General features: G+C 53.0%; 18 protein-coding genes and 1 tRNA gene. 11 read left to right on the forward strand and 8 right to left on the reverse strand.

Going from position 1 to position 21,270, the window contains the following annotated elements; genetic code table 11:
* The first annotated feature begins 197 nt into the window (after nucleotides 1-197).
* The 3 genes from metX (at nucleotide 198) to ACYQ1A_RS15625 (ending at nucleotide 3,022) form a co-directional block, all read left to right on the forward strand.
* On the forward strand, nucleotides 198-1,337 hold the full coding sequence (gene metX / locus ACYQ1A_RS15615) for a homoserine O-succinyltransferase MetX (protein WP_499363427.1): 1,140 nt from the start codon (nucleotides 198-200) through the stop codon (nucleotides 1,335-1,337).
* The gene (gene metW, locus ACYQ1A_RS15620; protein ID WP_499363429.1) at nucleotides 1,334-1,957 is read left to right on the forward strand and encodes a methionine biosynthesis protein MetW; all 624 of its coding nucleotides are present in this window, start codon (nucleotides 1,334-1,336) and stop codon (nucleotides 1,955-1,957) included. Before metX ends, metW begins: the two co-directional genes overlap by 4 nt.
* Before the next feature lie 81 nt (nucleotides 1,958-2,038).
* Complete coding sequence (locus ACYQ1A_RS15625) at nucleotides 2,039-3,022, forward strand: Gfo/Idh/MocA family protein (protein ID WP_499363431.1); 984 nt, start codon at nucleotides 2,039-2,041, stop codon at nucleotides 3,020-3,022.
* Nucleotides 3,023-3,152: 130 nt separating this feature from the next.
* On the opposite strand, the gene ACYQ1A_RS15630 is transcribed toward ACYQ1A_RS15625, so the two are convergent.
* The 4 genes from ACYQ1A_RS15630 to ACYQ1A_RS15645 all read right to left on the reverse strand — a co-directional run bounded on the left by ACYQ1A_RS15630 (nucleotide 3,153) and on the right by ACYQ1A_RS15645 (nucleotide 8,893).
* Nucleotides 3,153-3,941: an inositol monophosphatase family protein gene (locus ACYQ1A_RS15630; RefSeq protein ID WP_499363459.1), complete on the reverse strand. Its 789-nt coding sequence runs from the start codon at nucleotides 3,939-3,941 to the stop codon at nucleotides 3,153-3,155.
* Nucleotides 3,942-4,157: 216 nt separating this feature from the next.
* Nucleotides 4,158-6,545 (reverse strand): phosphoketolase family protein, encoded by a 2,388-nt coding sequence (locus ACYQ1A_RS15635; RefSeq protein ID WP_499363433.1) that lies wholly within the window; start codon nucleotides 6,543-6,545, stop codon nucleotides 4,158-4,160.
* 368 nt (nucleotides 6,546-6,913) lie between these two features.
* Nucleotides 6,914-8,347, reverse strand: coding sequence for a sodium:proton antiporter (locus ACYQ1A_RS15640; protein WP_499363435.1), 1,434 nt, complete (start codon nucleotides 8,345-8,347; stop codon nucleotides 6,914-6,916).
* A 126-nt stretch (nucleotides 8,348-8,473) separates the two neighbouring features.
* Nucleotides 8,474-8,893, reverse strand: a complete 420-nt coding sequence (locus ACYQ1A_RS15645; protein ID WP_062221732.1) for a VOC family protein — start codon at nucleotides 8,891-8,893, stop codon at nucleotides 8,474-8,476.
* Nucleotides 8,894-9,117: 224 nt separating this feature from the next.
* Here ACYQ1A_RS15645 and ACYQ1A_RS15650 point away from each other — a divergent pair, with 224 nt between their 5' ends.
* The 5 genes from ACYQ1A_RS15650 to ACYQ1A_RS15670 all read left to right on the forward strand — a co-directional run bounded on the left by ACYQ1A_RS15650 (nucleotide 9,118) and on the right by ACYQ1A_RS15670 (nucleotide 13,181).
* A complete protein-coding gene (locus tag ACYQ1A_RS15650) occupies nucleotides 9,118-10,056 on the forward strand; it encodes a sugar kinase (RefSeq protein WP_499363437.1) in 939 nt (312 codons plus the stop codon).
* A gap of 59 nt (nucleotides 10,057-10,115) precedes the next feature.
* Nucleotides 10,116-10,191, forward strand: a tRNA-Lys gene (locus ACYQ1A_RS15655).
* A gap of 313 nt (nucleotides 10,192-10,504) precedes the next feature.
* On the forward strand, nucleotides 10,505-11,611 hold the full coding sequence (locus ACYQ1A_RS15660) for a tyrosine-type recombinase/integrase (RefSeq protein WP_499363439.1): 1,107 nt from the start codon (nucleotides 10,505-10,507) through the stop codon (nucleotides 11,609-11,611).
* Nucleotides 11,612-11,739: 128 nt separating this feature from the next.
* Nucleotides 11,740-11,955: a hypothetical protein gene (locus ACYQ1A_RS15665; RefSeq protein WP_499363441.1), complete on the forward strand. Its 216-nt coding sequence runs from the start codon at nucleotides 11,740-11,742 to the stop codon at nucleotides 11,953-11,955.
* A gap of 137 nt (nucleotides 11,956-12,092) precedes the next feature.
* A complete protein-coding gene (locus ACYQ1A_RS15670) occupies nucleotides 12,093-13,181 on the forward strand; it encodes a phage/plasmid replication protein, II/X family (protein WP_499363442.1) in 1,089 nt (362 codons plus the stop codon).
* Here the strand turns inward: ACYQ1A_RS15670 and ACYQ1A_RS15675 are convergent.
* The gene (locus ACYQ1A_RS15675; RefSeq protein ID WP_499363444.1) at nucleotides 13,170-14,204 is read right to left on the reverse strand and encodes a transcriptional regulator domain-containing protein; all 1,035 of its coding nucleotides are present in this window, start codon (nucleotides 14,202-14,204) and stop codon (nucleotides 13,170-13,172) included. The two genes, ACYQ1A_RS15670 and ACYQ1A_RS15675, sit on opposite strands and share 12 nt — an antisense overlap.
* A gap of 976 nt (nucleotides 14,205-15,180) precedes the next feature.
* On the opposite strand from ACYQ1A_RS15675, the gene ACYQ1A_RS15680 reads away from it, so the two are divergent.
* On the forward strand, nucleotides 15,181-15,456 hold the full coding sequence (locus tag ACYQ1A_RS15680) for a beta-barrel domain-containing protein (protein ID WP_499363445.1): 276 nt from the start codon (nucleotides 15,181-15,183) through the stop codon (nucleotides 15,454-15,456).
* Nucleotides 15,457-16,061: 605 nt separating this feature from the next.
* A complete protein-coding gene (locus tag ACYQ1A_RS15685) occupies nucleotides 16,062-16,658 on the forward strand; it encodes a hypothetical protein (protein WP_499363447.1) in 597 nt (198 codons plus the stop codon).
* Between the two features lie 483 nt (nucleotides 16,659-17,141).
* Here the strand turns inward: ACYQ1A_RS15685 and ACYQ1A_RS15690 are convergent, their stop codons facing one another.
* A complete protein-coding gene (locus tag ACYQ1A_RS15690; protein WP_499363449.1) occupies nucleotides 17,142-18,755 on the reverse strand; it encodes an erythromycin esterase family protein in 1,614 nt (537 codons plus the stop codon).
* A gap of 92 nt (nucleotides 18,756-18,847) precedes the next feature.
* Nucleotides 18,848-19,288: a toxin-activating lysine-acyltransferase gene (locus ACYQ1A_RS15695; RefSeq protein WP_499363451.1), complete on the reverse strand. Its 441-nt coding sequence runs from the start codon at nucleotides 19,286-19,288 to the stop codon at nucleotides 18,848-18,850.
* Nucleotides 19,289-19,807: 519 nt separating this feature from the next.
* Here ACYQ1A_RS15695 and ACYQ1A_RS15700 point away from each other — a divergent pair.
* Nucleotides 19,808-20,518 carry a putative type VI secretion system effector gene (locus ACYQ1A_RS15700; protein WP_499363453.1) on the forward strand — a complete coding sequence of 237 codons (711 nt, stop codon included), beginning with the start codon at nucleotides 19,808-19,810 and terminating at the stop codon, nucleotides 20,516-20,518.
* 77 nt (nucleotides 20,519-20,595) lie between these two features.
* On the opposite strand, the gene ACYQ1A_RS15705 is transcribed toward ACYQ1A_RS15700, so the two are convergent.
* A partial coding sequence (locus ACYQ1A_RS15705) for an alpha/beta fold hydrolase (protein WP_499363454.1) occupies nucleotides 20,596-21,270 on the reverse strand: 675 nt, incomplete at its 5' end.

A 21,270-nucleotide genomic window follows, 5' to 3' on the forward strand; every position in this document is an offset into this window, starting at 1 on the left:
GCGCAGAAAGGACAGGGCGCTATGATCGCCAACCTGGCACCCCAACACAAGCGCGCCCGGATGCGCGCCCGACTTGATCTGGTGCGGCGCCTGCGGTGATTGCTTGATGCGAGGGGCGGCGGCATTGGATAAAATCATCCACTCGCTCACGCCGGGGCCCGTACGCGGGCGGCCCGCACAGTACACAGGAATCACCCATGCAAGGTTCTGGCAGTGTTGGTCTGGTCACACCGCAAACGGCGGTGTTCGACACGCCGATTGCACTCTCCAGCGGCGTTGTGTTGCCGCGTTATGAACTGGTCTACGAGACCTACGGCACGCTGAACGCCGAAAAATCCAACGCCATCCTGATCTGCCACGCGCTGTCGGGGCATCACCATGTGGCCGGACGCTACCAGGAAAGCGACAAGAACGCAGGCTGGTGGGACAACATGGTCGGGCCGGGCAAGCCGATCGATACCAACCGTTTTTTTGTGATTGGCCTGAATAACCTGGGCGGGTGTCATGGTTCGACCGGCCCGTCCAGCATCGACCCCGCCACCGGCAAGCCGTATGGCTCGAGTTTTCCGCTGGTGCTGGTGCGCGACTGGGTAGAGACCCAGGCTCGGCTGGCTGATCAGCTGGGCATTTATCGCTTCGCCGCCATTATCGGCGGCAGCCTTGGCGGCATGCAGGCGCTGCGCTGGACCATCAGTTACCCCGAGCGCGTGCGCCATGCGCTGGTGATCGCCTCGGCCCCCAAGCTGACCGCGCAGAACATCGCATTCAATGACGTGGCGCGCCAGGCCATCCTGACCGACCCGGATTTTCATGGCGGCGATTACTACGCGCACAACACCGTGCCACGCCGCGGCCTGCGTCTGGCGCGCATGCTCGGCCATATCACCTATCTGAGCGACGACGGCATGGGCGAGAAATTCGGCCGCTTGCTGCGCAGTGGCGAATATCTGTATGGCTATGACGTTGAATTCGAAATCGAATCGTATCTGCGTTATCAGGGCGACAAGTTCTCGGATTACTTCGACGCCAATACCTATCTGCTGATGACCAAGGCGCTGGATTATTTTGATCCGGCGCGCCATTACGATGGCGATCTGACCGAGGCCTTGCGCCAGGCCGTGGCGAAATTTCTGGTGGTGTCGTTTACCTCGGATTGGCGCTTTTCGCCGGCGCGTTCGCGCGAGATCGTCAAAGCCTTGCTGGATGCACGCAAGGAAGTCAGCTATGCCGAGATTGAATCGCGCCATGGCCACGATGCCTTCCTGATGGAAGACGCGCCTTATATCAACATCATGCGGGCGTATCTGAACCGCGTTGCCGCGGAGATCAACGCATGAGCGCCGTTCACCATCCTGCTATCAAAAACCAGCACAAAGACCTGCGCCCCGATTTGCGCAATGTGGCCGACTGGATTCCGGCCGACAGCAATGTGCTTGATCTGGGCTGCGCCGATGGCTCGTTGCTGCACTGGCTGGCGGCCAACAAGCGCGTGCGTGGTTATGGCGTCGAGATCGATGTGGCTGGCGTAACGGCGTGCGTGGAGCATGGCGTTAACGTCATCCAGTCCGATCTGGAAAGCGGCCTCGGTACGTTTGAGGATGGCAGTTTCGATTTTGTGGTGTTGTCGCTGACTATCCAGGCCATGCACAACATCGAGAACATCCTTAACGAAATGCTGCGCGTCGGCCGCACCGGCATCGTCACCTTTCCCAATTTCGGTTTTTGGGAGAACCGTTGGCAACTGGCGCTGGGGCGCATGCCGGTGTCCGAGACCATCCCCTATGAGTGGTACAACACGCCCAACATCCACCTGTGCACGGTGTATGACTTTGGGCGCCTGCTCAACAAACTGGGCATGCACGCCACGGGCCAGGTGGTGATGCATCAGAATGCGCGCATTCATGTACTGCCCAATCTGCGCGGCAGCCTGGCGCTGATGCGCTTTGAAAAAGACTGACGTAGACAGCAAGCTGACTAGAACTTATGTTGCAACGCAGCGCTCGAATGCGACATCAAACAAATAAGGACGAGGACAAGCATGGCGAACACGGACCTGGTACGTTTTGGTGTGATTGGTAGCGGCGGCATTGCACGCCGGTTTGCCGAAGGTTTGAAGGATGTGCCCAATGCGCAGCTGGTGACGGCGTGGAGCCGCAATCCGGAAAACGCGCAGCAATATGCGCAGGCATTTGGCGCCACCGCTGCGGCATCGCTGGAAGATTTGCTGGCCAGCGATATCGACGCGGTCTACATCGGCACGCCACATACCAGCCACGCGCAATACAGCATCGCGGCGCTGCAGGCAGGCAAAGCCGTGCTGAGTGAGAAGCCAGCGGCGACCAGCCTGGGTGAACTCGAAGCCGTGTTGGCGCATGCCGCGGTGCATCGCAAGCTGTTTATGGAAGCGATGAAGCCACCGTTTTATCCGCTGTTCAGCAAGCTGCGTGATGCGCTGGCAGCGGATCCGATCGGCGATATCCAGTTTGTGCGCGCGGGCTTTGCCAGCCCCGACGTGCCGATGGAACACAATCTGTACCGTGCCGATATGGCGGGTGGCGGGCTGCTGGACATCGGCATTTATGGTGCATATCTGGCCGTTTCTTTCCTCGGCGACGCCACCAATGTGCAGACCCAGGGCAAAGTGGTGCGCGGTGTGGATACCTTTGCCGCAGTCAACAGCCAGCATGCCCAAGGCTGGTCGCAAATCTATTGCGGGCTGGGCGTTGACGGCGCGGGCGATGCGATGCTGGCCGCACCGGGTGGCCACGTGGTGATCCATGAAAAATGGTGGAGCCCGCAACGCGCCAGCATCCACTACAAGGACGGCCGTGTGGTGGAGTTGTCGGAAGACATCGTGGGCAGCGGGTTGAACTACGAGACCGCGCATTTTTGCGATCTGCTGCGCACAGGCAAACTGCAAAGCCCGATTGTGTCGCACGACGTGTCGCGCGCCATGATCCGGCTGCTGGACCATGCCCGCGCCGGGCTGGATCTGGTGTACCCGTTTGAGCGCGGGTTGTAACTCACCAGGCGCGGCATGGGGTGGGTCTAGACCCACCCCTCAAAGCCATTAGCCACGTGCAGAGATCCATGCATGCGGCTTTACCTGGTGGGTCTGGACCCACCCTATGCGTGTTGCGGTTCGCGCCTGGTTAGAGGTTAGAGCGCACCCAATGCAGCCACGGCGCGAACAGCTCGGGGGTGCGCGCCGCGATCACCGAGCGTTGCATCTGCACGTCTTCCCAATAATTGTCGTGATGGAACGTGGCCAGGCTGCAACCGGCTTCTTCGGCAATCAGCGCGCCTGCCGCGTAATCCCATAGCTTTTGCGAACCGTGCAACATCATGTCGACCTTACCGGCAGCCAGATAGCACCAGTCCACGGTGGAGGCGCCAAAATTGCGATGGCTGCTGAATGGGGCGACGGTGACCACGCGCGCGGGCAGGCGGCCGGTTAGATATTTGGTGTCGACCAGCGCAATGCCGTCGCCACTGACGATGTCCGGGCTGGTCAGCGGCAGCGGTTGGCCGTTCAGCCAGGCGCCATGGCCTGCGGCTGCGCTAAAACATTCGTCCGTCACCGGCATATACACCACGCCCAGCACCGATTTGCCTTCGCGCATCAAGGCAATCGAGATCGCAAAAAACGGCAGGCCGTGCACAAAGTTGGTGGTGCCATCAATGGGATCCACCACCCACAGGCCATCACGATGGTGGTTGAGCAGATCGAGCTGCTCATGCGTGGTCATCTCTTCGCCCAAGACCGGATGCGGGGCCAGCTGGGGCAGCGCTTTGACCAATGCGGCCTGACTGGATAGATCGGCCTCAGTAAACAGGCTGCCATCCTGCTTGCGGCCACTGGCCACGTTCAGAAATCGTGGCATGACCTCTTGCGCAGCAACATCACGGGCAAGATCACACAGTCGGTTGAGCAGTTCCAGGTCTGACACAAGCGGCTCCAGCAGCGGTGTTGGGGACGGCGCGCAACGTAGTCGTAACCATTGTGCTACGCACCAGGAGTCGATCGATTGTATGCGAGCACAAAGTAATGGTCAGCCGGTTTTTTGCGTATTGCCATGTCGGCGCGGCTTTGCACACGTTAAAACAGCCCGCGTTACGGCGGGCTGTTTCGTTGTGCTCCGCAAGCTAGCTACAGCTTAGTACGGCCACTTCCAGTCTTTGACTTCCGGCATGTCATCACCGACTTCGTTGATGTAATGCTTGTGTTCCACCAACTTGTCTTCAAATTTCTGCCGGATATGCGCACCCTTGACGGCCAGATGCGGCACGCGATCAATCACATCCATGGCCAGCGAATAACGGTCGACCTGGTTCATTACCACCATATCGAACGGCGTGGAGGTGGTGCCGTTTTCGATATAGCCACGTACGTGCAGATTGTCATGGCCATTGCGGCGATAGGTCAGGCGGTGAATCAGCCATGGGTAGCCGTGGAAAGCAAATACGACCGGTTTGTCCGTGGTGAACACCGAATCAAACTCGTGGTCATCCAGGCCGTGCGGGTGTTCCACCTTGGGTTGCAAGGTCATCAGATCGACCACGTTCACAAAGCGGATTTTCAGATCCGGAAAATGCTGGCGCAGCAGATCGGTAGCAGCCAGTGCTTCCATGGTCGGAACATCACCAGCGCAAGCCAGCACCACATCGGGTTCGCCGTCCTGATCATTGGAAGCCCAATCCCAGATACCGACGCCCTTGGTGCAATGCTTGATGGCTTGCGCCATGGTCAGGTATTGCAGTGCCGGCTGTTTGCCCGCCACCACCACGTTGACGTAATGGCGCGAACGCAGGCAATGGTCGGTTACCGACAGCAAGGTGTTGGCATCAGGCGGCAGGTAGACGCGGATGACCTCGGCCTTCTTGTTGACCACGTGATCGATAAAGCCCGGATCCTGATGCGAGAAACCGTTGTGATCCTGGCGCCAGACGTGGCTGGTCAGCAGATAGTTCAGCGACGGAATCGGACGACGCCACGGAATATGGCGCGTGGTCTTCAGCCACTTGGCGTGCTGGTTGAACATCGAATCAATGACGTGGATAAACGCTTCGTAGCAGCTAAAGAAGCCGTGACGACCGGTTAGCAGATAGCCTTCCAGCCAGCCCTGGCAGGTGTGCTCGGACAGGATTTCCATCACCCGGCCGTTTTGCGCCAGGAAATCATTGTTTTTGTCTTCGTCGCGATATTCGGCCTGCCATTGCTTGCCGCTGACCTGATAGACATCTTGCCAACGGTTGGAGGCGTTTTCATCCGGGCCAAACAGGCGGAAGTTTTTCGATTCCAGGTTTTCTTTCATCACATCGCGCAAGAACTTGCCCATCTCACGCGTGGCTTCGGCCACGGCATTGCCTGGCTTGTCGAACTTGACTTCATATTCGCGGAAGTCCGGCATGCGCAGATCGCGTGACGCCAGGCCGTGCACATGCTTGTTGGCACCCATGCGCAGATCGTAATGCGGCGCCAGTTCGGCCAGATCAGGGCGCAGCGCGCCTTTGTCGGTAAACAGTTCTTCCGGCTTGTAGCTCTTGAGCCAGTCTTCCAGGTTCTTGACGTGCTCAGGCGTCATGTCCGAGAACGGCACCTGGTGGCTGCGCCAGTAGCCTTCGACCTTCTTGCCATCGATTTCCACCGGGCCAGTCCAGCCTTTGGGGCTGCGCAGAATAATCATTGGCCAGCGTGGACGCGTAACCGGTTTGCCCGCATCTTGCTCAGCCTTGGCCTTGCTGCGGATGTCCTTGATCTCGGCATAAATGGTGTCGAGTGTGGCGGCCATGCGTTGGTGCATGTCGGCGTAATCGTGGACGTCGGCGCCCACTTCAACAAAGTAGGGCTTGTAGCCATAGCCTTCGAACAGCTTTTGCAATTCGTCATGCGAAATGCGCGACAGCACGGTCGGGTTGGCAATCTTGTAGCCATTCAGATGCAGGATGGGCAGCACGGTGCCGTCATTGACCGGGTGCAGAAACTTGTTGGAATGCCAACTGGTAGCCAGCGGCCCGGTTTCGGCTTCGCCATCCCCCACCACGCAGGCCACCAGCAGATCAGGGTTATCAAAGGCCGCGCCATAGGCATGCGACACGGCATACCCCAGTTCGCCGCCTTCGTGCATCGACCCCGGGGTTTCTGGTGCCACGTGCGACGGAATGCCGCCCGGGAAAGAAAACTGCTTGAACAGGCGTTGAATGCCATCAGCATCCGGGCCGATATTGGGATAAACCTCGCTGTAAGTCCCTTCCAGCCATGTATTGGCCACCAGACCAGGGCCGCCATGGCCGGGGCCGGCGATATAGGCGACGGACTGATTCTGTTCTTTGATCAGTCGGTTCAAATGGACGTAAATAAAGTTGAGACCCGGCGTGGTGCCCCAGTGGCCCAGCAGACGCGGCTTGACGTGTTCGCGTTTGAGCGGCTCTTTGAGCAGGGGATTGTCGAGCAGATAGATCTGGCCCACCGACAGGTAGTTAGCGGCGCGCCAGTAGGCGTGCATTTTGTCGACGAGATCGTTCGGGAGCGCTGATTGAGCCACGTTTCACCTCAAAGGTAAGGAAGATCAAACTGGGGCGATGTCCGCCGATGATGCGGCGGGCAGCGATTGGGAGCCAGTATAGGCAGCGGTCGCCTGCGTCTTTCTGACGCATATCAAAGCAAAGTGGATTGCCAACTGGTTCCTGCGAGTTCGCGTAATGTGCGCTGCGGTCGTTGCCTTGACGTTACGACGGGCAACATCTACGCGTTTGGTCAGCTTAAGAGCTAGCAAGTGCCGTGAAAATATCCTGGCATATTTTGAAAAATATGCCGGGCTAATCCAGGACGGAAATGTAAAAGTGCCAGGCGTGGCGGCGCGCCGGGCACGTCTGGCACGTGCCGCGGCAAAACAGAAATCGACGGAAGAAGCTAGAAGAAAACCAGCGTGACCAGCACAAACAGCGGCAGCAGTATGGCCAGCGACCACAGCATATAGCCAAAGAAACCGGGCATCTTGATGCCGGCCTGCTCGGCGATGGCCTTGACCATAAAGTTAGGCGCGTTGCCGATATAGGTGTTGGCGCCCATAAACACCGCGCCCATCGAGATGGCTAGCAGGGTGGAAGCGAACGGCCCCATCATGTGCTGCGCATCGCCACTGGCCAGATTGAAAAACACCAGATAGGTGGGCGCGTTATCCAGAAAGCTGCTGAGCAAACCCGTCATCCAGAAATACATCACGTCGACTGGCTGGCCGTCAGGCGCGCTGACCAGTTTGATCAAGGGCGCCAGATGCCCGGCCTCACCCGCGCGCAGGATGGCGATGGCGGGCGCGATGGTAATAAAGATACCGATAAACAGCTTGGCCACTTCCACGATGGGAAACCAGCTAAAGGCGTTGCTGCTGCGGATGGCCTTGGGCGTGATCCACAAGGACACCAGGGTAAGCAGCAGCAAGATGCCATCGCGCACCAGGCTTTGCAGCGTGACCGGGGTGCCGTAGACATCAAGCGTGATGCCGCTTTGCCAAAGGCCGGACAGCAACACTGCGCCCACTACGCCCGCGATCAGAACCACATTCCACAGACCGCTCAGGCGTACTGGCTGCGGCGTGATGGTCTCCGGCATGGCCACGGTCTGCTTGCGCCACAGATAGCGATCCAGCGCGTAGAACACTGCCAGCAAAACCACGGCGCAGAAGGCCACCGATGGCAGCATATGCTGCACCGTCCACATAAAAGACACGCCCTGCAAAAAACCGAGAAACAAGGGTGGATCGCCCAGCGGGGTAAGGCCGCCACCGATGTTGGCAACCAGAAAGATAAAGAACACCACCACATGCACCTGATGCTGGCGCTGGGCATTGGCGCGCAACAGCGGGCGAATCAGCAACATCGCGGCGCCGGTGGTACCCATGATCGAGGCCAGCACCGTGCCGAGCGCGAGCAGCGCGGTGTTCAGCCGGGCCGAGCCGTGTAGATCGCCCGCCACCAGAATGCCGCCCGAGATCGTATACAGCGCGAGCAGCAGCAAAATAAACGGAATGTATTCGCCCATCAGTGCATGGACGACCGCGTGGGCAGCGGCATCAAGGCCAAACGCGCCAGCGTACGGCAGCAACAACGCCACGGCCCAGAAGGCCGCGATCTTGCCAAAATGGGCATGCCAGAAATGCGGCGCCAGCAGCGGAAACAACGCAATGCTGAGCAACATCCCGGCAAACGGGACACACCAGGCCAGCGACAGGCTGGCACCCTCCACACCGGTGGCGGCGCAAGCCAGCGAGGGCAGCAACAGGGCGAACGTGCCCACAAACAGGGGGCGCAAATTCGCCGCACGCAAGATCTTTAACAAAGCGGACATCGGCACTCTTCAAGTCGGAGCCACATTAAAGTGGCGATTACGATAAAAAAGCAGCCGGTGGCCCGGACTGCCCGAGGCAGGGTGCCAGAAACGCCCCACATCAGGCAGTGTCTGATTACCGCGCTTTTACCAGGAACCTGTGTTGGCCATCGATGCCCACGGCTCTTGCGGCTCAAGGCGATCACCCGCTTGCAGCAGTTCAATCGAAATCTGGTCGGGCGAGCGCACAAAGGCCATATGGCCATCACGCGGCGGGCGCAGGATGGTCACGCCATGGTCCATCAAACGTTGACAGGTGGCGTAGATATCGTTGACTTCATAGGCCAGATGACCAAAGTTGCGGCCGCCGGTATAGACCTCGGGATCCCAGTTAAAGGTCAGTTCAACTTGCGCCTCTTCATCGCCGGGCGCTGCCAGATAAACCAGGGTAAAGCGACCTTTCTCATGCTCAGTGCGGCGCACTTCCTGCAGGCCGAGCGCGTCGCGATAAAACGCCATCGAGGCTTCAAGATCGGTCACGCGGACCATGGTGTGGAGGTATTTCATGGGAGTTCTCATGCCTTGCAATAAAGAGAGGAAAGGCGCACCGCACTCGCGTTTGACGCGCCGCGACGCAGCCTTCTGATGGACCGTAGCGCACTATATCGCAGCCCGCTGTCGGTTTGAATATTGCAGCCCGCGAGCGCGATGGGCAGCATAGGAGCCCGCACGACCCTGCCGGTTAAAGCCTGGCATCAGACCCATCAAAAGCAAGATTCAAGGATTTCGGTATGACAGTGCTGCGCGTAGCCCTGGTGGGCGAATGCATGATCGAACTGCAAGAACGGGAGGGCGGCTTGCTGCGGCGCGGTTTTGGCGGCGATACGCTCAACACCGCGGTTTATCTGGCGCGCTTGCTGCGTAAGCACGCGGCGCAAGTCAGCTATGCCACCGCCTTGGGCGACGACGCGCTCAGCCAGTCGATGCTGGAACATTGGCAAGCGGAGGGCATCGACACCTCGCTGGTGCGACGCCTGACGGGCCGCATGCCTGGACTTTATCTGATCCAGGTGGATGCGCGCGGCGAACGCACATTCAGCTACTGGCGCGATACCAGCGCAGCCAAAGCTTATTTCGAGACCGCACCCGTGCCGCTGGAAGTCGACCTTGCCAGTATCGATGTGCTGTACTTCAGCGGCATCAGCCTGGCCATCCTGCCCGAAGCTGGCCGCGAGAGTCTGCTGGCCGCAGCCCGCTCCGTGCGCGCTCGGGGCGCGCGGGTGGTGTTTGATAACAACTATCGTCCACGCTTGTGGTCCGACAGCAGTCACGCCCGCGCCTGGTATGAACGCGCTTTTGCCGTCAGTGACATCGCCTTGATTACGCTGGATGACCACATCGCCATGCAGTCCACCCCGCCAAGCGCGGCCGAGGCGCTGGCCGCGGTCTGGCAATTGCCGGTGCCGGAAGTGGTGGTCAAACAAGGCGGCGCCGACACGCTGGTGCGTGTGGCCAGCTTGCCACCGGTTTCGATCCCGCCGGTGCCCGTAGCCCACGTGGTGGACACCACCGCCGCCGGCGATTCATTTGGCGCGGCTTATCTGGCCGCTCGCTTGCTCGGCTACGACGCCAATATGGCCGCCGCCGCCGGCAATGCATTGGCGGGCACGGTCATCCAGCATCGCGGCGCCCTCATCACGCCCGACGCCATGCCTGCCCTCAATTTGTAATGAATCGCCGACGAGGGGTTGACAGTTGTAAGGCTCGTCTCTAAGATTGCGGACTCGTTGGGTCGTTAGCTCAGTTGGTAGAGCAGCGGACTCTTAATCCGTAGGTCGAGTGTTCGAGCCACTCACGACCCACCAGCGAATTCAAGGGGTTAGCGCTTTTGTGCTGACCCCTTTTGCATTCCGCAACGCACTCTCAACACACTCCCACGCAACAAGCCATCACACGCCGCCACAACCAGATCCGTTTTCTGGTGCTGCACGTAGTCTCACGTCCATTTCCCAGGACGAAAGACCACCCCACACTGCTTGTTGCGCTGTTACCACAGTCCGCTTATTGCCAGTGATTGCCCTCTGTCGTGGTCTGCAACGTCCCGAAACGAGCTTGTCGGTCATTGCAGGCCATTGTTCCAATACTCAAAACGGCACTCGCCGTACGAGGAAACAGATCATGGCAACCTTCACCAAACGCACCAGCAAACAAACGGGCAAAGAGACCTGGCAGGCTGCAATCCGCCTCAAAGGTTTTCCGCCTTTATCCGCCACGTTTGACCGCAAAACGGATGCGCGCGAATGGGCAAATGCAAAAGAAGCAGAAATGCGTAGCGGCCGTTACTTCGTGGGCAATGCATCACGCGGTACCACGCTGGCGGATGCAATTGACCGTTACATGGACGAAGTGCTCCAACACAAGGGCGCATCCACCATCCCGACCCAGCAACGTCAGTTACGCTGGTGGAAGAAACAGCTTGGCGACACGCCACTTGCCGAGCTCACCACCGCAGCGGTTTCGGCGTGTCGCAGCAAACTGGTCAAGGAGCCCGTCAAGAGTCTCGCCAGAACGGCAGAAAAGGCCGGCAAGGCACGTTACCGCAGCAACTCAACCGTCATCTCCTATCTCGCCGCGCTTTCTCATGTCTGCACGATAGCGGTGAAGGAATGGGAATGGCTGGATCGCAATCCCGTCAGCAATATCCGCCGCCCGACATTGAACAATGCGCGCACCCGTTTTCTCAGCGATGAGGAACGTGAACGCCTGCTCGCGGCATGCGCTGCTTATCCCGACCTCCATCTGGCCGTGTTGCTGTCATTGACGACTGGCGCGCGCCGCAGCGAAATCTGGCATCTGCAGTGGCATCAGATCGACCTCAACCGGGAAATGATCACGTTGTACAAGACGAAGAACAAACAGATCCGCGGCCTGCCCTTGATAAAGAAAATGTTGCCATTGCTGAAGGCGCGGAAAAGCGAACGCATGCCCACGCCCGGTGATTATCTGTTTCCAGGGCTCGTGGCAGGTAAACCCATGGATCTCACGAGTCAGTGGCGCCGCGCACTGATCAGGGCAGAACTCATCGATTTCCGCTATCACGACCTGCGCCACACAGCCGCCAGCTATATGGCGATGTCCGGCGCTACCGACCCCGAAATTGCAGAAATCCTCGGGCATAAAACGCTGCAGATGGTGAAGCGCTATTCGCACTTCAGCGCAGTTCACAATGCATCCGTAGTCGAACGCATCGCCAACCGCGTATTCAGCACATCCACAGTCGAATAGTGCTGTGCCCGCATGGGCTGTTCTCTGCCAGAGCGACGAAAAGGGGAGAGTTTTGCGCAAATCTCTCCCCTCGGCAGCGTGATGTGGTTCGCACAAGATAGCGACATCACCACTACGGCAGAAGAGCCATGAACCAGGAAAAACCAGTCCGCAAACCCAATTTCATTCCACTGGCCAAATGGATCGATTTTCATCCTTGGCCAACAACAGCAGGTTTGAGGCACCTGTGGTTTTATCGGAAAAAAAACGGTTTTGATGGCGTCGGTATCAAAGTCGGCACCCGTGTATTGATTGACGAAGAAGCTTTTTTCGATTGGGTAAAACGCCAGCGCGAGACGATGTAATACCCTCCCGTTGTATAGATATTGACATACATGGCTACATAACTGGATGCGATATGGATATCCAGCCAGGACATGCAATTCCGTATGTAGCCATTATTCAATAATACCGAAATACATATAGCCACGAGGAAAATGCAATGATTGACACCATTATTGTCCACATACGTGTAAAGCATAAACCATTTGGCGACATATTATATCTGCAGAAAAATGACGATAAATGGATAACTGTAAAGAACTCGAACAGGGTGGCCATATCCAACTACATTGACCAACAGAAATTTTGCATTTACGCACGATCGATACAGCACGGCAGCATCATTGAGTTACAGGGTAATCCGCACAAGTTCTATCAGGGCCACAATATTGCCGGATCGAATAACATGCGCAAAATCGCGACCAGCATGGTGCTGCATCTATTATCCCGGCTTGGCATCACGCCAACGAAGAAGGAACTCTCTGCAATTAAAGACGGCGAGATAGTATTGAAACGCGTCGACGTCAACGGATGCACGCTGCTTGAGAGCAACGCTCAAGTGAATGACGTTTGCAAAGCGCTGAAAATATGGGCCGCGCAGACTGAAACAAAGAGTGCATTTTTTGGTAACCCGCCCAGCGTTTACTTCGACCTGGGCAAAGGAAACCCTACACTGAAGTTTTACGGTAAACATGCAGAGATCAAACGAAACAAGCGTGATAACACGGCATTGATGTCCATGCTTTCGCGCCACCCTTCAAAGGACCAAGTAAAGCTCGATTCCCTGCTGGAGCGCATGCTTCGTTTTGAAGTGGTTGCCAGCTACAAAATTCTCAAACGATACAATCTCGACAAGGTGAAAAACTGGAAAAGCAATACGCCGCGTGAATTGTTGAATCGCGGTTTGTCACGAGTAAATCCCGAATGGAAAATCATCAACGGGGTGGTACCAGAGCTGGAGCAGATAAAAGCGCCATATAAGACCACGTTTGCACTTCATCGTGTCGGCCTCGACCCGAAAACGTTTCTTGAGAACCGCGTTACCTACAACAAACACCGCAATTATCTCAAACAATACCACGGTGTTGATATTGCCCAATCAGCTCTGGAAAACGAATTCGATTTAAAACTCAGTGAAATACTCAAACCTGAAAACTTTCATATGGGATATCCGAAAGTATTGAAACGCATGAAACTCGTTCATTTATGGCCTAATCTGATCACCGGAGCTGACAGCCTAATATTTTGACAACAACAACAATCGCTCCAGTGATTCGCCGGATTTTGCGAAACGGAGCGACTTGGTATGTAGGTTCTTGACTTCTTTCCGGATATCACTTTTGTCTGGAATCGTTCTTTCGCCACCGGGATGCTCGTACCGGTAAGTTGTGATCTCAGCCAGGGAGTAGCCAGCCAGAACAGCGTCACTGATTCTCAATGAATCGATCAGTATGTCCGTTTTCTGCTTTAGGGGTTTGATGACAGTAAATCCAGTTACCTTTGCTTTTCTTTCATCTTGCAGCCGTAAAAGGAGGCACTTGAGCTTTTTCGACAGCGCATCCGCCGACCAGCGTAGATCCACAGTGATATCGGTCTGGAAATCTGTTGTCAACATACCTTCCCGGTCAATATCTGCGAGAACGAATGGCACGAAGAAATTAACTTTAATGTTGTGTTCCAATTTTAATTCATGCAGGGACTTTTTATAGTCAAAAAAATATTCAAGACCAAACTGTTTCAATGCGTGACCATATTTTGGAGAAAACCCGACGCCGGCTTCCCCCTTTTTTTGCCAGAGTTTGATGTACTCGGACACCGTCATTTCATCATTGATTTCGATTTGCTGCATTTGGTGCAGAGCGGAGTCGGTGTCATGAGCATCATCATTTTTATGGGTGTTGTCGTCGATGACATCAGTAAAAAACCACGCGATATCAAAATTTTTTATCTTGCAACTTTTAAGGCCCGAATAAAATTTGCTTCGCCGTTTGAGATGCGCAACAACTCCTGCATTTGTTTCTAACTTGCTTCGCCGTTTGAGTTCCGCAACAACTACTGCATTTTTTTCTAACAGAGTCGTTTCCCAGAATAAAGGACTGTCCAGATTGAAGAGGCGTGCAGGTTCGTCCAGATTCATGTATGCATCATAAAGCGCGCGATAATCGGGATGTCGGCGAACGAACTCCCACGCCCAGTCTTCGGCGTTGTCCGTTGACAGATCATCCAAGAGGTATTTTTGGGTCATGATCTGGGCGAGAGAATTTTTTTCCATGGTAAATAGTAATTTCCGTTAATGTTAAGTGGGATTTAAAATAATTCAGGAAAAATATTATTATTAAGCAGTGCAAAGCAGGCCAGACAAACGCATTGAATTCCAAATGTGTTATCAATCATAAGCGTGGGTAATTAAATTTACTGACGTTAATAAAAAGTGCGTTAACGAGGGCCGCATTTTTTGCAGTGCTAGAGCCTATAAAAATATGGCCAAAAAATTATTTTTATTGTTGAAGATTTAATTGGTTTGTTTGTCAAATTTAATTTTATCCGGGAAATTGCGCTAAAAGCTAATAGAAAATATAGATAACTTCACGGGTTTTATTATTTAACAATTTCGTGCACTAAAATTTTATTTTATTAGAAAGAAGTCGCGAAACAATTTTCTTGCGGAAAAATGAGTTCTTGTGGTTTTCTGCGGAACGCAAAAAAATATTTAAATCAGGTTGAAAAAAAGTAAAAGTATTGCTTGCCCGTATTGTATGTGCGAGATAAATGCGCCTTGGTTGAACCTGCCCTAATTAGAGTTCATGCTTACGTCAGTATCTGAATGTTCGGAAATCGTGCCGGATAAATGCCCAAGGCAATATTGATATAGATCAAGGGAGAGCTGTTTTGAGCTGTGCAGTTAGCAGACTAGTGGAGCGAAATATTGTGCGACTTCGGCATATCCTCGTCTCAGCGCAGCTCCAATAATTGAATGCGAGTAGGTTGAGAAAATGGGCGTGAGCGGGACACAGATCGCGACATTATTCATTTTTTCGCGAATCGGTGGCACGGATCGAGCAGGAGTGGGAGCTGGCGGGCCAGCACAGCCACGCACACGAATTGCTCGCAGGCACCGACGAACGGCAACGCGAAATCGCTCCGGCGTTAGCCCAGTTCCGCCGTGAACAACTGGGTATCCTGGACCAGTCACAACAACTGGGGCAGAACACGCAGCACGAGGCCAAAGCCCCCAACGTCAGACGCGCATGCAGATCAACGCGCCTGTTGATGGCACCGTTCAACAACGGGACGTGCATACCGTTGGCGGCGTGGAGCAAACCGCGCAATCACTGATGGAAATCGTGCCCGATGACACGCTGGAAATTGAGGCCAGCTTGGATAACAAGGGCATCGGCTTTGTTGACGCAGGGCACGAAGCGATTATCAAGATCGAAACGTTTCCCTATACCCGCTATGGCTATTTGACCGGAAAAGTCATCAAGGTCAGCAATGACTCGGCACAGGATAAAAACAAGGATTGATCTATCCGGCGCGGCTGACTTTGCCCACTAACCGGATTTACGTGAATAACAAATGGGTGAATCTGACGCCGGGCATGAAAGTGACGGTTGAGGTTAAAACCGGAAAGAGAAGACCTGCGAAGTATTTTTTAAGTCCGCTGATTGAGTATGGAAGTGAAAGTTTACGGGAAAGGCGAAAATAATTTTTTATTATTCGTATATAAAAGGTTAGCGCATGTACATTGCGCTGGTATATATATTATTCCTCATTGACTCTGTGTACATAATATTAATGGGGGTATATTTGGTTCGGTGCTCTACGCACAAGCGAGCAGCAGTTCGCGTGAATTTTTTCGAATCGTTAAGAGCTGATGCGAAATCGGGAGATTTTTTTCCAAATTGCTTTGGATTTTTCAATGCGCCGCTCTTGCTCATTGCTTGAGCATGCGAATGTGTGCGAGAGGTAATGAAATCATGAAAATGTTAAGAGTTTTTTCAGAAAAATTTTTCCTTTTCCTGGCAAAACCAGAAAAAGTTTTATTTTAAGAGTCGTAATTTTTTCATCTTTATTCGGAATTGTAATTGACGCAATTTCTTTAGGTGCAATTTTTCTTTCAATCTTGTCTATGCCAAGCAATTCTTTGTTCCCGGCTTATGGAAAATTTGCTGAAATTATGTTGGGCTGGTTTTTTCCGATTTGTATTTTCATTTTTGTGTTTGGGCTTATTTTCACAATTTCTCGTTTTCCTGAAAGAAAATTCGAATCCGTGATCGCGTATCTTGTATTGGTGTCGATTTTTATATCAATAATCAGGCCTGTGGAATATAGGTTTTTCGCAGCCGTTGAAAGATTTTCTATAGCTAATAATATCGAGAATTATAAAAAAAATAACGAGAGGTTTGGCCGTTATGAGGGGAATGAACCGCTCTTGGCGGTGGCCAGATCGATAGAAGATTCTGGCAGTGCTTCATTATATGCATGGGATTTGAAATATCACTATGAAGGCATTTGGTTAATAGTGAATGATTCCACTGGGGATATTGCCAAAAAGACCGGAGCCCAAAGATATATTGGACGATTTTGCATTAACTATAGAGATGGATTTTGTGAAATAAATCCCGTATCAAAAAAAATTGATTTCATTGGATATCCTCCTGAGGAAGTAATATATTTATTTGAAAATTTCTATTTGTTAAAAATAAATAATCCAAGTGATGACTAAAGGAAGAAAAAAATGGGAGGCATCGAAACTCTTCAAAATAAGCCGACAGCATTTACTGTTCCTGTCCACTTTCCTGGTCGGCTTTCAGCTCCTTGAGGCGTTTGGCATCGAAGACGCACATGCCGCCGAGCTTACCGCGCAGAAAACCGACGATTTGCTCTTCCGAATAACGCTTCCTTAGGTCCAGTCTCCTGACATAAAAGGATCGGACTTTAAATCGCGACGCTACTCAAATCTGGGGGACGTCGGGGTGACCAGCATCCCCAGCGAACTTGTGTTTACGTCACAGGGTCAGTAAGCGCCCTGGGGCAAGCTCACACCATTTGAAATGGCCGAGGATGCAGGAAAGCCAGGCAACGCGTCGTTTCACAGATCTGAACCGGCCCGGCCTCACTAGACACTTGAGAGCCGTTCGAAATACCGGCTTACATCGCGCCTGGTATGGATACGCACGGCACCGTGGCTGACGTCCGAGTGACGCAGTTATAGAGCTTTATCTGCCTCAATCTTTCGTTTGAAGATCAACACGTCAAAATCGCGCTTTGGAACGATCGCCTCGTATTGCAAATCAATGGCCGCAGCGCTGCTATCCATTGGCACCATTCTGGTCTGCAATGGTTCACTGAGGACCGCGATTCCATCGGCACTGTGTTCGCCAGAAAAGTTCATCATTAATGCGTAGGTTTCCAACTTGCCTCTTCGAAGGTAACTGGGAAGTGACGCCTCCATCGCAGGCCCAAATTTAAACGTGCCAGCACCGAGACGGTAGTCACCCCTATACATTGCCAATACTGAGCCCTCATCGTACGCCGTACCTATCGCTAAGTAGCGATCTCCAAGATCTTTGCGCAAGAGGCTCCCTACGGTCGGGCCCGTGAAAAAATCGGGGGCAGTCGACACATGCGCGTCGTGGGCCAAAAATGCCACCGGCCTATTTGTTTCACGTAAAGCATCCATAATCCCGCTTTTCATGAATTGATCGCGAGCAGGAATCGCATCTTTGAAAGGAAGCGAGAAAACAGTAATGGCGGCTGTTCTGGCTGAGACCGCTAGATAAGAATCTTGCCAATCTTCCTTTGACGATGCGGCAATCCATTTATCGTGATTCAGTGCGAATTGAGATTTTAGTTCTTCACCCTCTCTCGCCAAGATTGCCCAGCCGTCCGTATTAACCATATCTCCGGAAAGCCTTCGCCATACTTCGTTCATTGTTGAATCTGACATCAAATCCGCCGCTTTTCCCTTCATGTCTGGCGCAACTTTGCCGAGAAATGCCGCAACTAGATCGTCTTCATTCGGACCAGGATGAATATCGATGCCGATAATGCGGATTCTATTCTCCTGGCTCACGTTTTCATTGTACCCACGAATCTGTTTCAAAAAAGCAGCCATGCCTTCTAATCGGGCAATAGGATTTCGAATATCCTGGAAAACGCTCTCCGCAGAAGCTATCTTGCCCTGAGCATATTGATTCATTAATTTGCCCGTATGAAAAGGCATTTCAAGAAGAACTGTTCTAAGAGATTGCCTCTCGGCGAGTCCAATCACTACGCGGGCACGCAAGTCCCAAAAGTCCCGAGCCCCGTGGGCTGCCTCGCCAATACCAATGAGAGATCTCCCACCGAGCTTTGACGCCAGGGAGGCCATATCCGAATCGGTAACCAACGGAATCGCATTCTGGTTTAGATAGTGGTCGAAAGCTTCAAGCTGACCTTTTCGGCCCTTATCGTCTAGTGCCACCCGTTTAGATAGGTCAAACTCGCCAGCAGATTGATCAGTCGTGCTGACTATGAGCTTATAGTTGCCATTTACGGGCGCAACGTAACGTTTATTACGCCAAGCATCTTGATAAAGCCCGTTAATGGCATGGCCAATTTCGTCGCCGGCAGTGTTCTGTATGTTTATATGAACAGCCCGATTAGCGCTGCGCACTTCCCAACTGCTAAGGCCACCCGCTTCCTCGGCAATTATATAGCATCGTTTCTCCCCCTTATTTAAGCTCCCATGTATGGTATCGGTATTTAAAACGCTGCAATCCACTGCCAGCGTTTCGGCGCACCAGAGAGAAAGGATAAAAAGAAGCGCCAGCTTTGGCATGATGTCACTCATTCAAATTAGAAAATAAGGATAGTTGCCGGGAAATTATCCCCAGGCAGTAGCGGCAAGGTTTTCATAGCAAGAAAGTCCAGCTACGGACTGGCTCGCCTGCTGATAACTTTCACTCTATTGCCACGCAAAAAATATACGCTGTTCGCAGCCGGAAGAGTTACCGGCAACGCACGTGAAATATCCATTGCATGACCAAATGGAGCTACAAAATCGATGATCCAGAGCTGATCGCCCTCATTCCATTCTGAAAAATGAAGACTGAAATCCGGGTCGCTAATTAGCTTTTCCGCAACGTCCTGGGCAAGCCACGCCCAAATTACATATCCCATGGGATTGCCGAATGGGTCATAGAAAAATCTTATTTGTGATAATTGAATAGGCGACTCGATCCAATGACTAACAGATTCTATTTTATATTTTCTATAATTTTCACATTTCGCAGCAAGCCATGTAGCTGTGCCAATGGCAGTTAGAACATCCCGGTTCGCTTCGCTAACGTGTTCAGTGATACGCGGCCTCATATAACCCCCTATCTTGTCTGCCAACTTGGTTTGCGATGCAGTAGCTCATCGACAAGCCCCTGGATGTTTGACCACCATAAAATTGCCTCCAGAAGAAGTAATGCGATTGGTGCAGCGATTATTTGGTAGTTTTCGAATTGGCCGGTGTTCAGTGACCGCTTCTTATGCACCAAAGATAATAGAACCATAAGTGCCCATAATATAAAATACATTCCTTATAACCAACCACTGACCGATTAATGGGTACAGGCGTGTCTGAGGCTGCAGTGAGTATCGGGGCCGCTGGAGAGGCTGTTATTGGAGCACGTGTTCTTTTCATGTCCCTTGGGATGTGGATTGCGGTAGCGGCTACAGGTATGACAGTGCTGATTTGGGCGGTAAGTGACAATGATCTGGAAGCCTGGTGCAAATTAAGTGCTTTTGGCGAAAACATAAAGCGGCCGATGCATATAAAAATGTGAAGACGCAACAAGAGTCGCTTTTCAAAGCGACCCGATACGCTGCCTGAAAAGGAAGGATATGGAATTAGTCAGTGGGCAGATTAAAAATTACAAGTGCGAGCAAAGCACCGCGCTTTTTGATTTTACCGACTCAGATAAAGCTAAAATGGGAATCATCGCAATTGCGGCAGGCTTGGTTGGTTTAACAGCACAATCTGCGGCAACCCTGCACAGTTCTTCTTCCATGGAAGAAGAGGCCAGTTTCGTAACGTTTGACCTTGGAGATAAATCGATAAGAGGCTGGGTATGGCGATCACCCTTTGCAGAAGGTGACGAAGTGGAGGCTGCTGTCGAATGGCAGGACGATCACTTTGAGGCCTACGGAATCAAACGCGCTAAGGATCGTATGGTGGCCCTTTATCCGCACTGCTCTCGTGGAACCCGTAGCCATTGGCTTAACGCTATAAAATGGCTATTTTATTTATTACTCATGACATTGATTTTAAATGAAGGTCTCGCATTTAGCATTAACATATTTGCTGACGGCTTTGATAGCGCGCTAAATTCAGCAGGCTTTGCTCTCTGGACAATGCTTTTCTTTATTCCTTTCTACTCTTTATTTGTGTGGTCAACGGGCCGCAAATGGATGAGTTATGTACGCCTTGCTGAACGCACATTCACATTATTTGGCTGGGAAAATCCCAAAACTATCGACTTGGTTAAATCTTCCAAAGCGCAGCGCATGGGCAATGAGCCACGCGGCTACGGCACTTTCTTTTTTCGCTATTAATCCCAGGTCAGATCGCAATGATAAAACCGTCGGCCCACGGGTTGTTTGTCCCTGAAAAATGGAGCCTCTGACTGGATCTAACGGTTTCCCAAGTGCGTAGCCTGCAGCACGAACTCCTGCAGGGGTCCTGTCCAACGGTCTGCCGCATCACCTGTATTGATTCCATCGTGCCCATCGATTTCTTTTAAAGTCGGGAGTGCCAGAAACCGGTTCCCTGAAGGAGCGGTTTGAAGTGCGTACCACGCTCGCATGGCGGGAAGGGGGGCTAACCAATCCGTTTCTGAGTAGATGAACATGGTGGGTTTGCGGGTTACAGCATATTGCTTCAAGAATTCAGGTGATGGTGGGGTGACGTGATCGTGGAAGATATAAGTCAACGCCCCTGCCATGTTGATACTGGCAATGATGTCATTCGAACCATCAGCAAGATGCACCGATTCCAGTCCGCCAAAAGAATGCCCAGCGACAATGCCTTCATCAATGACATTAGCCTGTGCCCTTATCAACTTGAGTGCTGCTGAAGCATCGTAATCCGCCTCGTGCACCAGAGTAATATCATATGAGTGGGTTCTTGCCGCCAACGATTCGCAGGAAGGGCCTTCGGATTCCGCATACCCACGGCGATGCAGCTCGTATACATTGAATCCCATGGCATAGAGCGTTGCCTCCAGGTATTCCATCCCGACGACATCCTTATGCCCCACATCCATCAGAGCCGGGGAGGCTGTGCCATGCAGGACCAGTGCAAATGG

This window comes from Silvimonas sp. JCM 19000, assembly GCF_054652575.1.

Bases quoted from the DNA above. Each gene is read 5' to 3' on its own strand.
- ACYQ1A_RS15670 (WP_499363442.1), top strand. From the start codon at position 12,093: ATGATTGACACCATTATTGTCCACATACGTGTAAAGCATAAACCATTT.
- ACYQ1A_RS15640 (WP_499363435.1), bottom strand. From the start codon at position 8,347: ATGTCCGCTTTGTTAAAGATCTTGCGTGCGGCGAATTTGCGCCCCCTG.
- ACYQ1A_RS15650 (WP_499363437.1), top strand. From the start codon at position 9,118: ATGACAGTGCTGCGCGTAGCCCTGGTGGGCGAATGCATGATCGAACTG.
- ACYQ1A_RS15700 (WP_499363453.1), top strand. From the start codon at position 19,808: ATGGAATTAGTCAGTGGGCAGATTAAAAATTACAAGTGCGAGCAAAGC.
- ACYQ1A_RS15645 (WP_062221732.1), bottom strand. From the start codon at position 8,893: ATGAAATACCTCCACACCATGGTCCGCGTGACCGATCTTGAAGCCTCG.
- metW (WP_499363429.1), top strand. From the start codon at position 1,334: ATGAGCGCCGTTCACCATCCTGCTATCAAAAACCAGCACAAAGACCTG.
- metX (WP_499363427.1), top strand. From the start codon at position 198: ATGCAAGGTTCTGGCAGTGTTGGTCTGGTCACACCGCAAACGGCGGTG.
- ACYQ1A_RS15625 (WP_499363431.1), top strand. From the start codon at position 2,039: ATGGCGAACACGGACCTGGTACGTTTTGGTGTGATTGGTAGCGGCGGC.
- ACYQ1A_RS15695 (WP_499363451.1), bottom strand. From the start codon at position 19,288: ATGAGGCCGCGTATCACTGAACACGTTAGCGAAGCGAACCGGGATGTT.
- ACYQ1A_RS15685 (WP_499363447.1), top strand. From the start codon at position 16,062: ATGCCAAGCAATTCTTTGTTCCCGGCTTATGGAAAATTTGCTGAAATT.
- ACYQ1A_RS15675 (WP_499363444.1), bottom strand. From the start codon at position 14,204: ATGGAAAAAAATTCTCTCGCCCAGATCATGACCCAAAAATACCTCTTG.
- ACYQ1A_RS15680 (WP_499363445.1), top strand. From the start codon at position 15,181: ATGCAGATCAACGCGCCTGTTGATGGCACCGTTCAACAACGGGACGTG.
- ACYQ1A_RS15665 (WP_499363441.1), top strand. From the start codon at position 11,740: ATGAACCAGGAAAAACCAGTCCGCAAACCCAATTTCATTCCACTGGCC.
- ACYQ1A_RS15660 (WP_499363439.1), top strand. From the start codon at position 10,505: ATGGCAACCTTCACCAAACGCACCAGCAAACAAACGGGCAAAGAGACC.
- ACYQ1A_RS15690 (WP_499363449.1), bottom strand. From the start codon at position 18,755: ATGCCAAAGCTGGCGCTTCTTTTTATCCTTTCTCTCTGGTGCGCCGAA.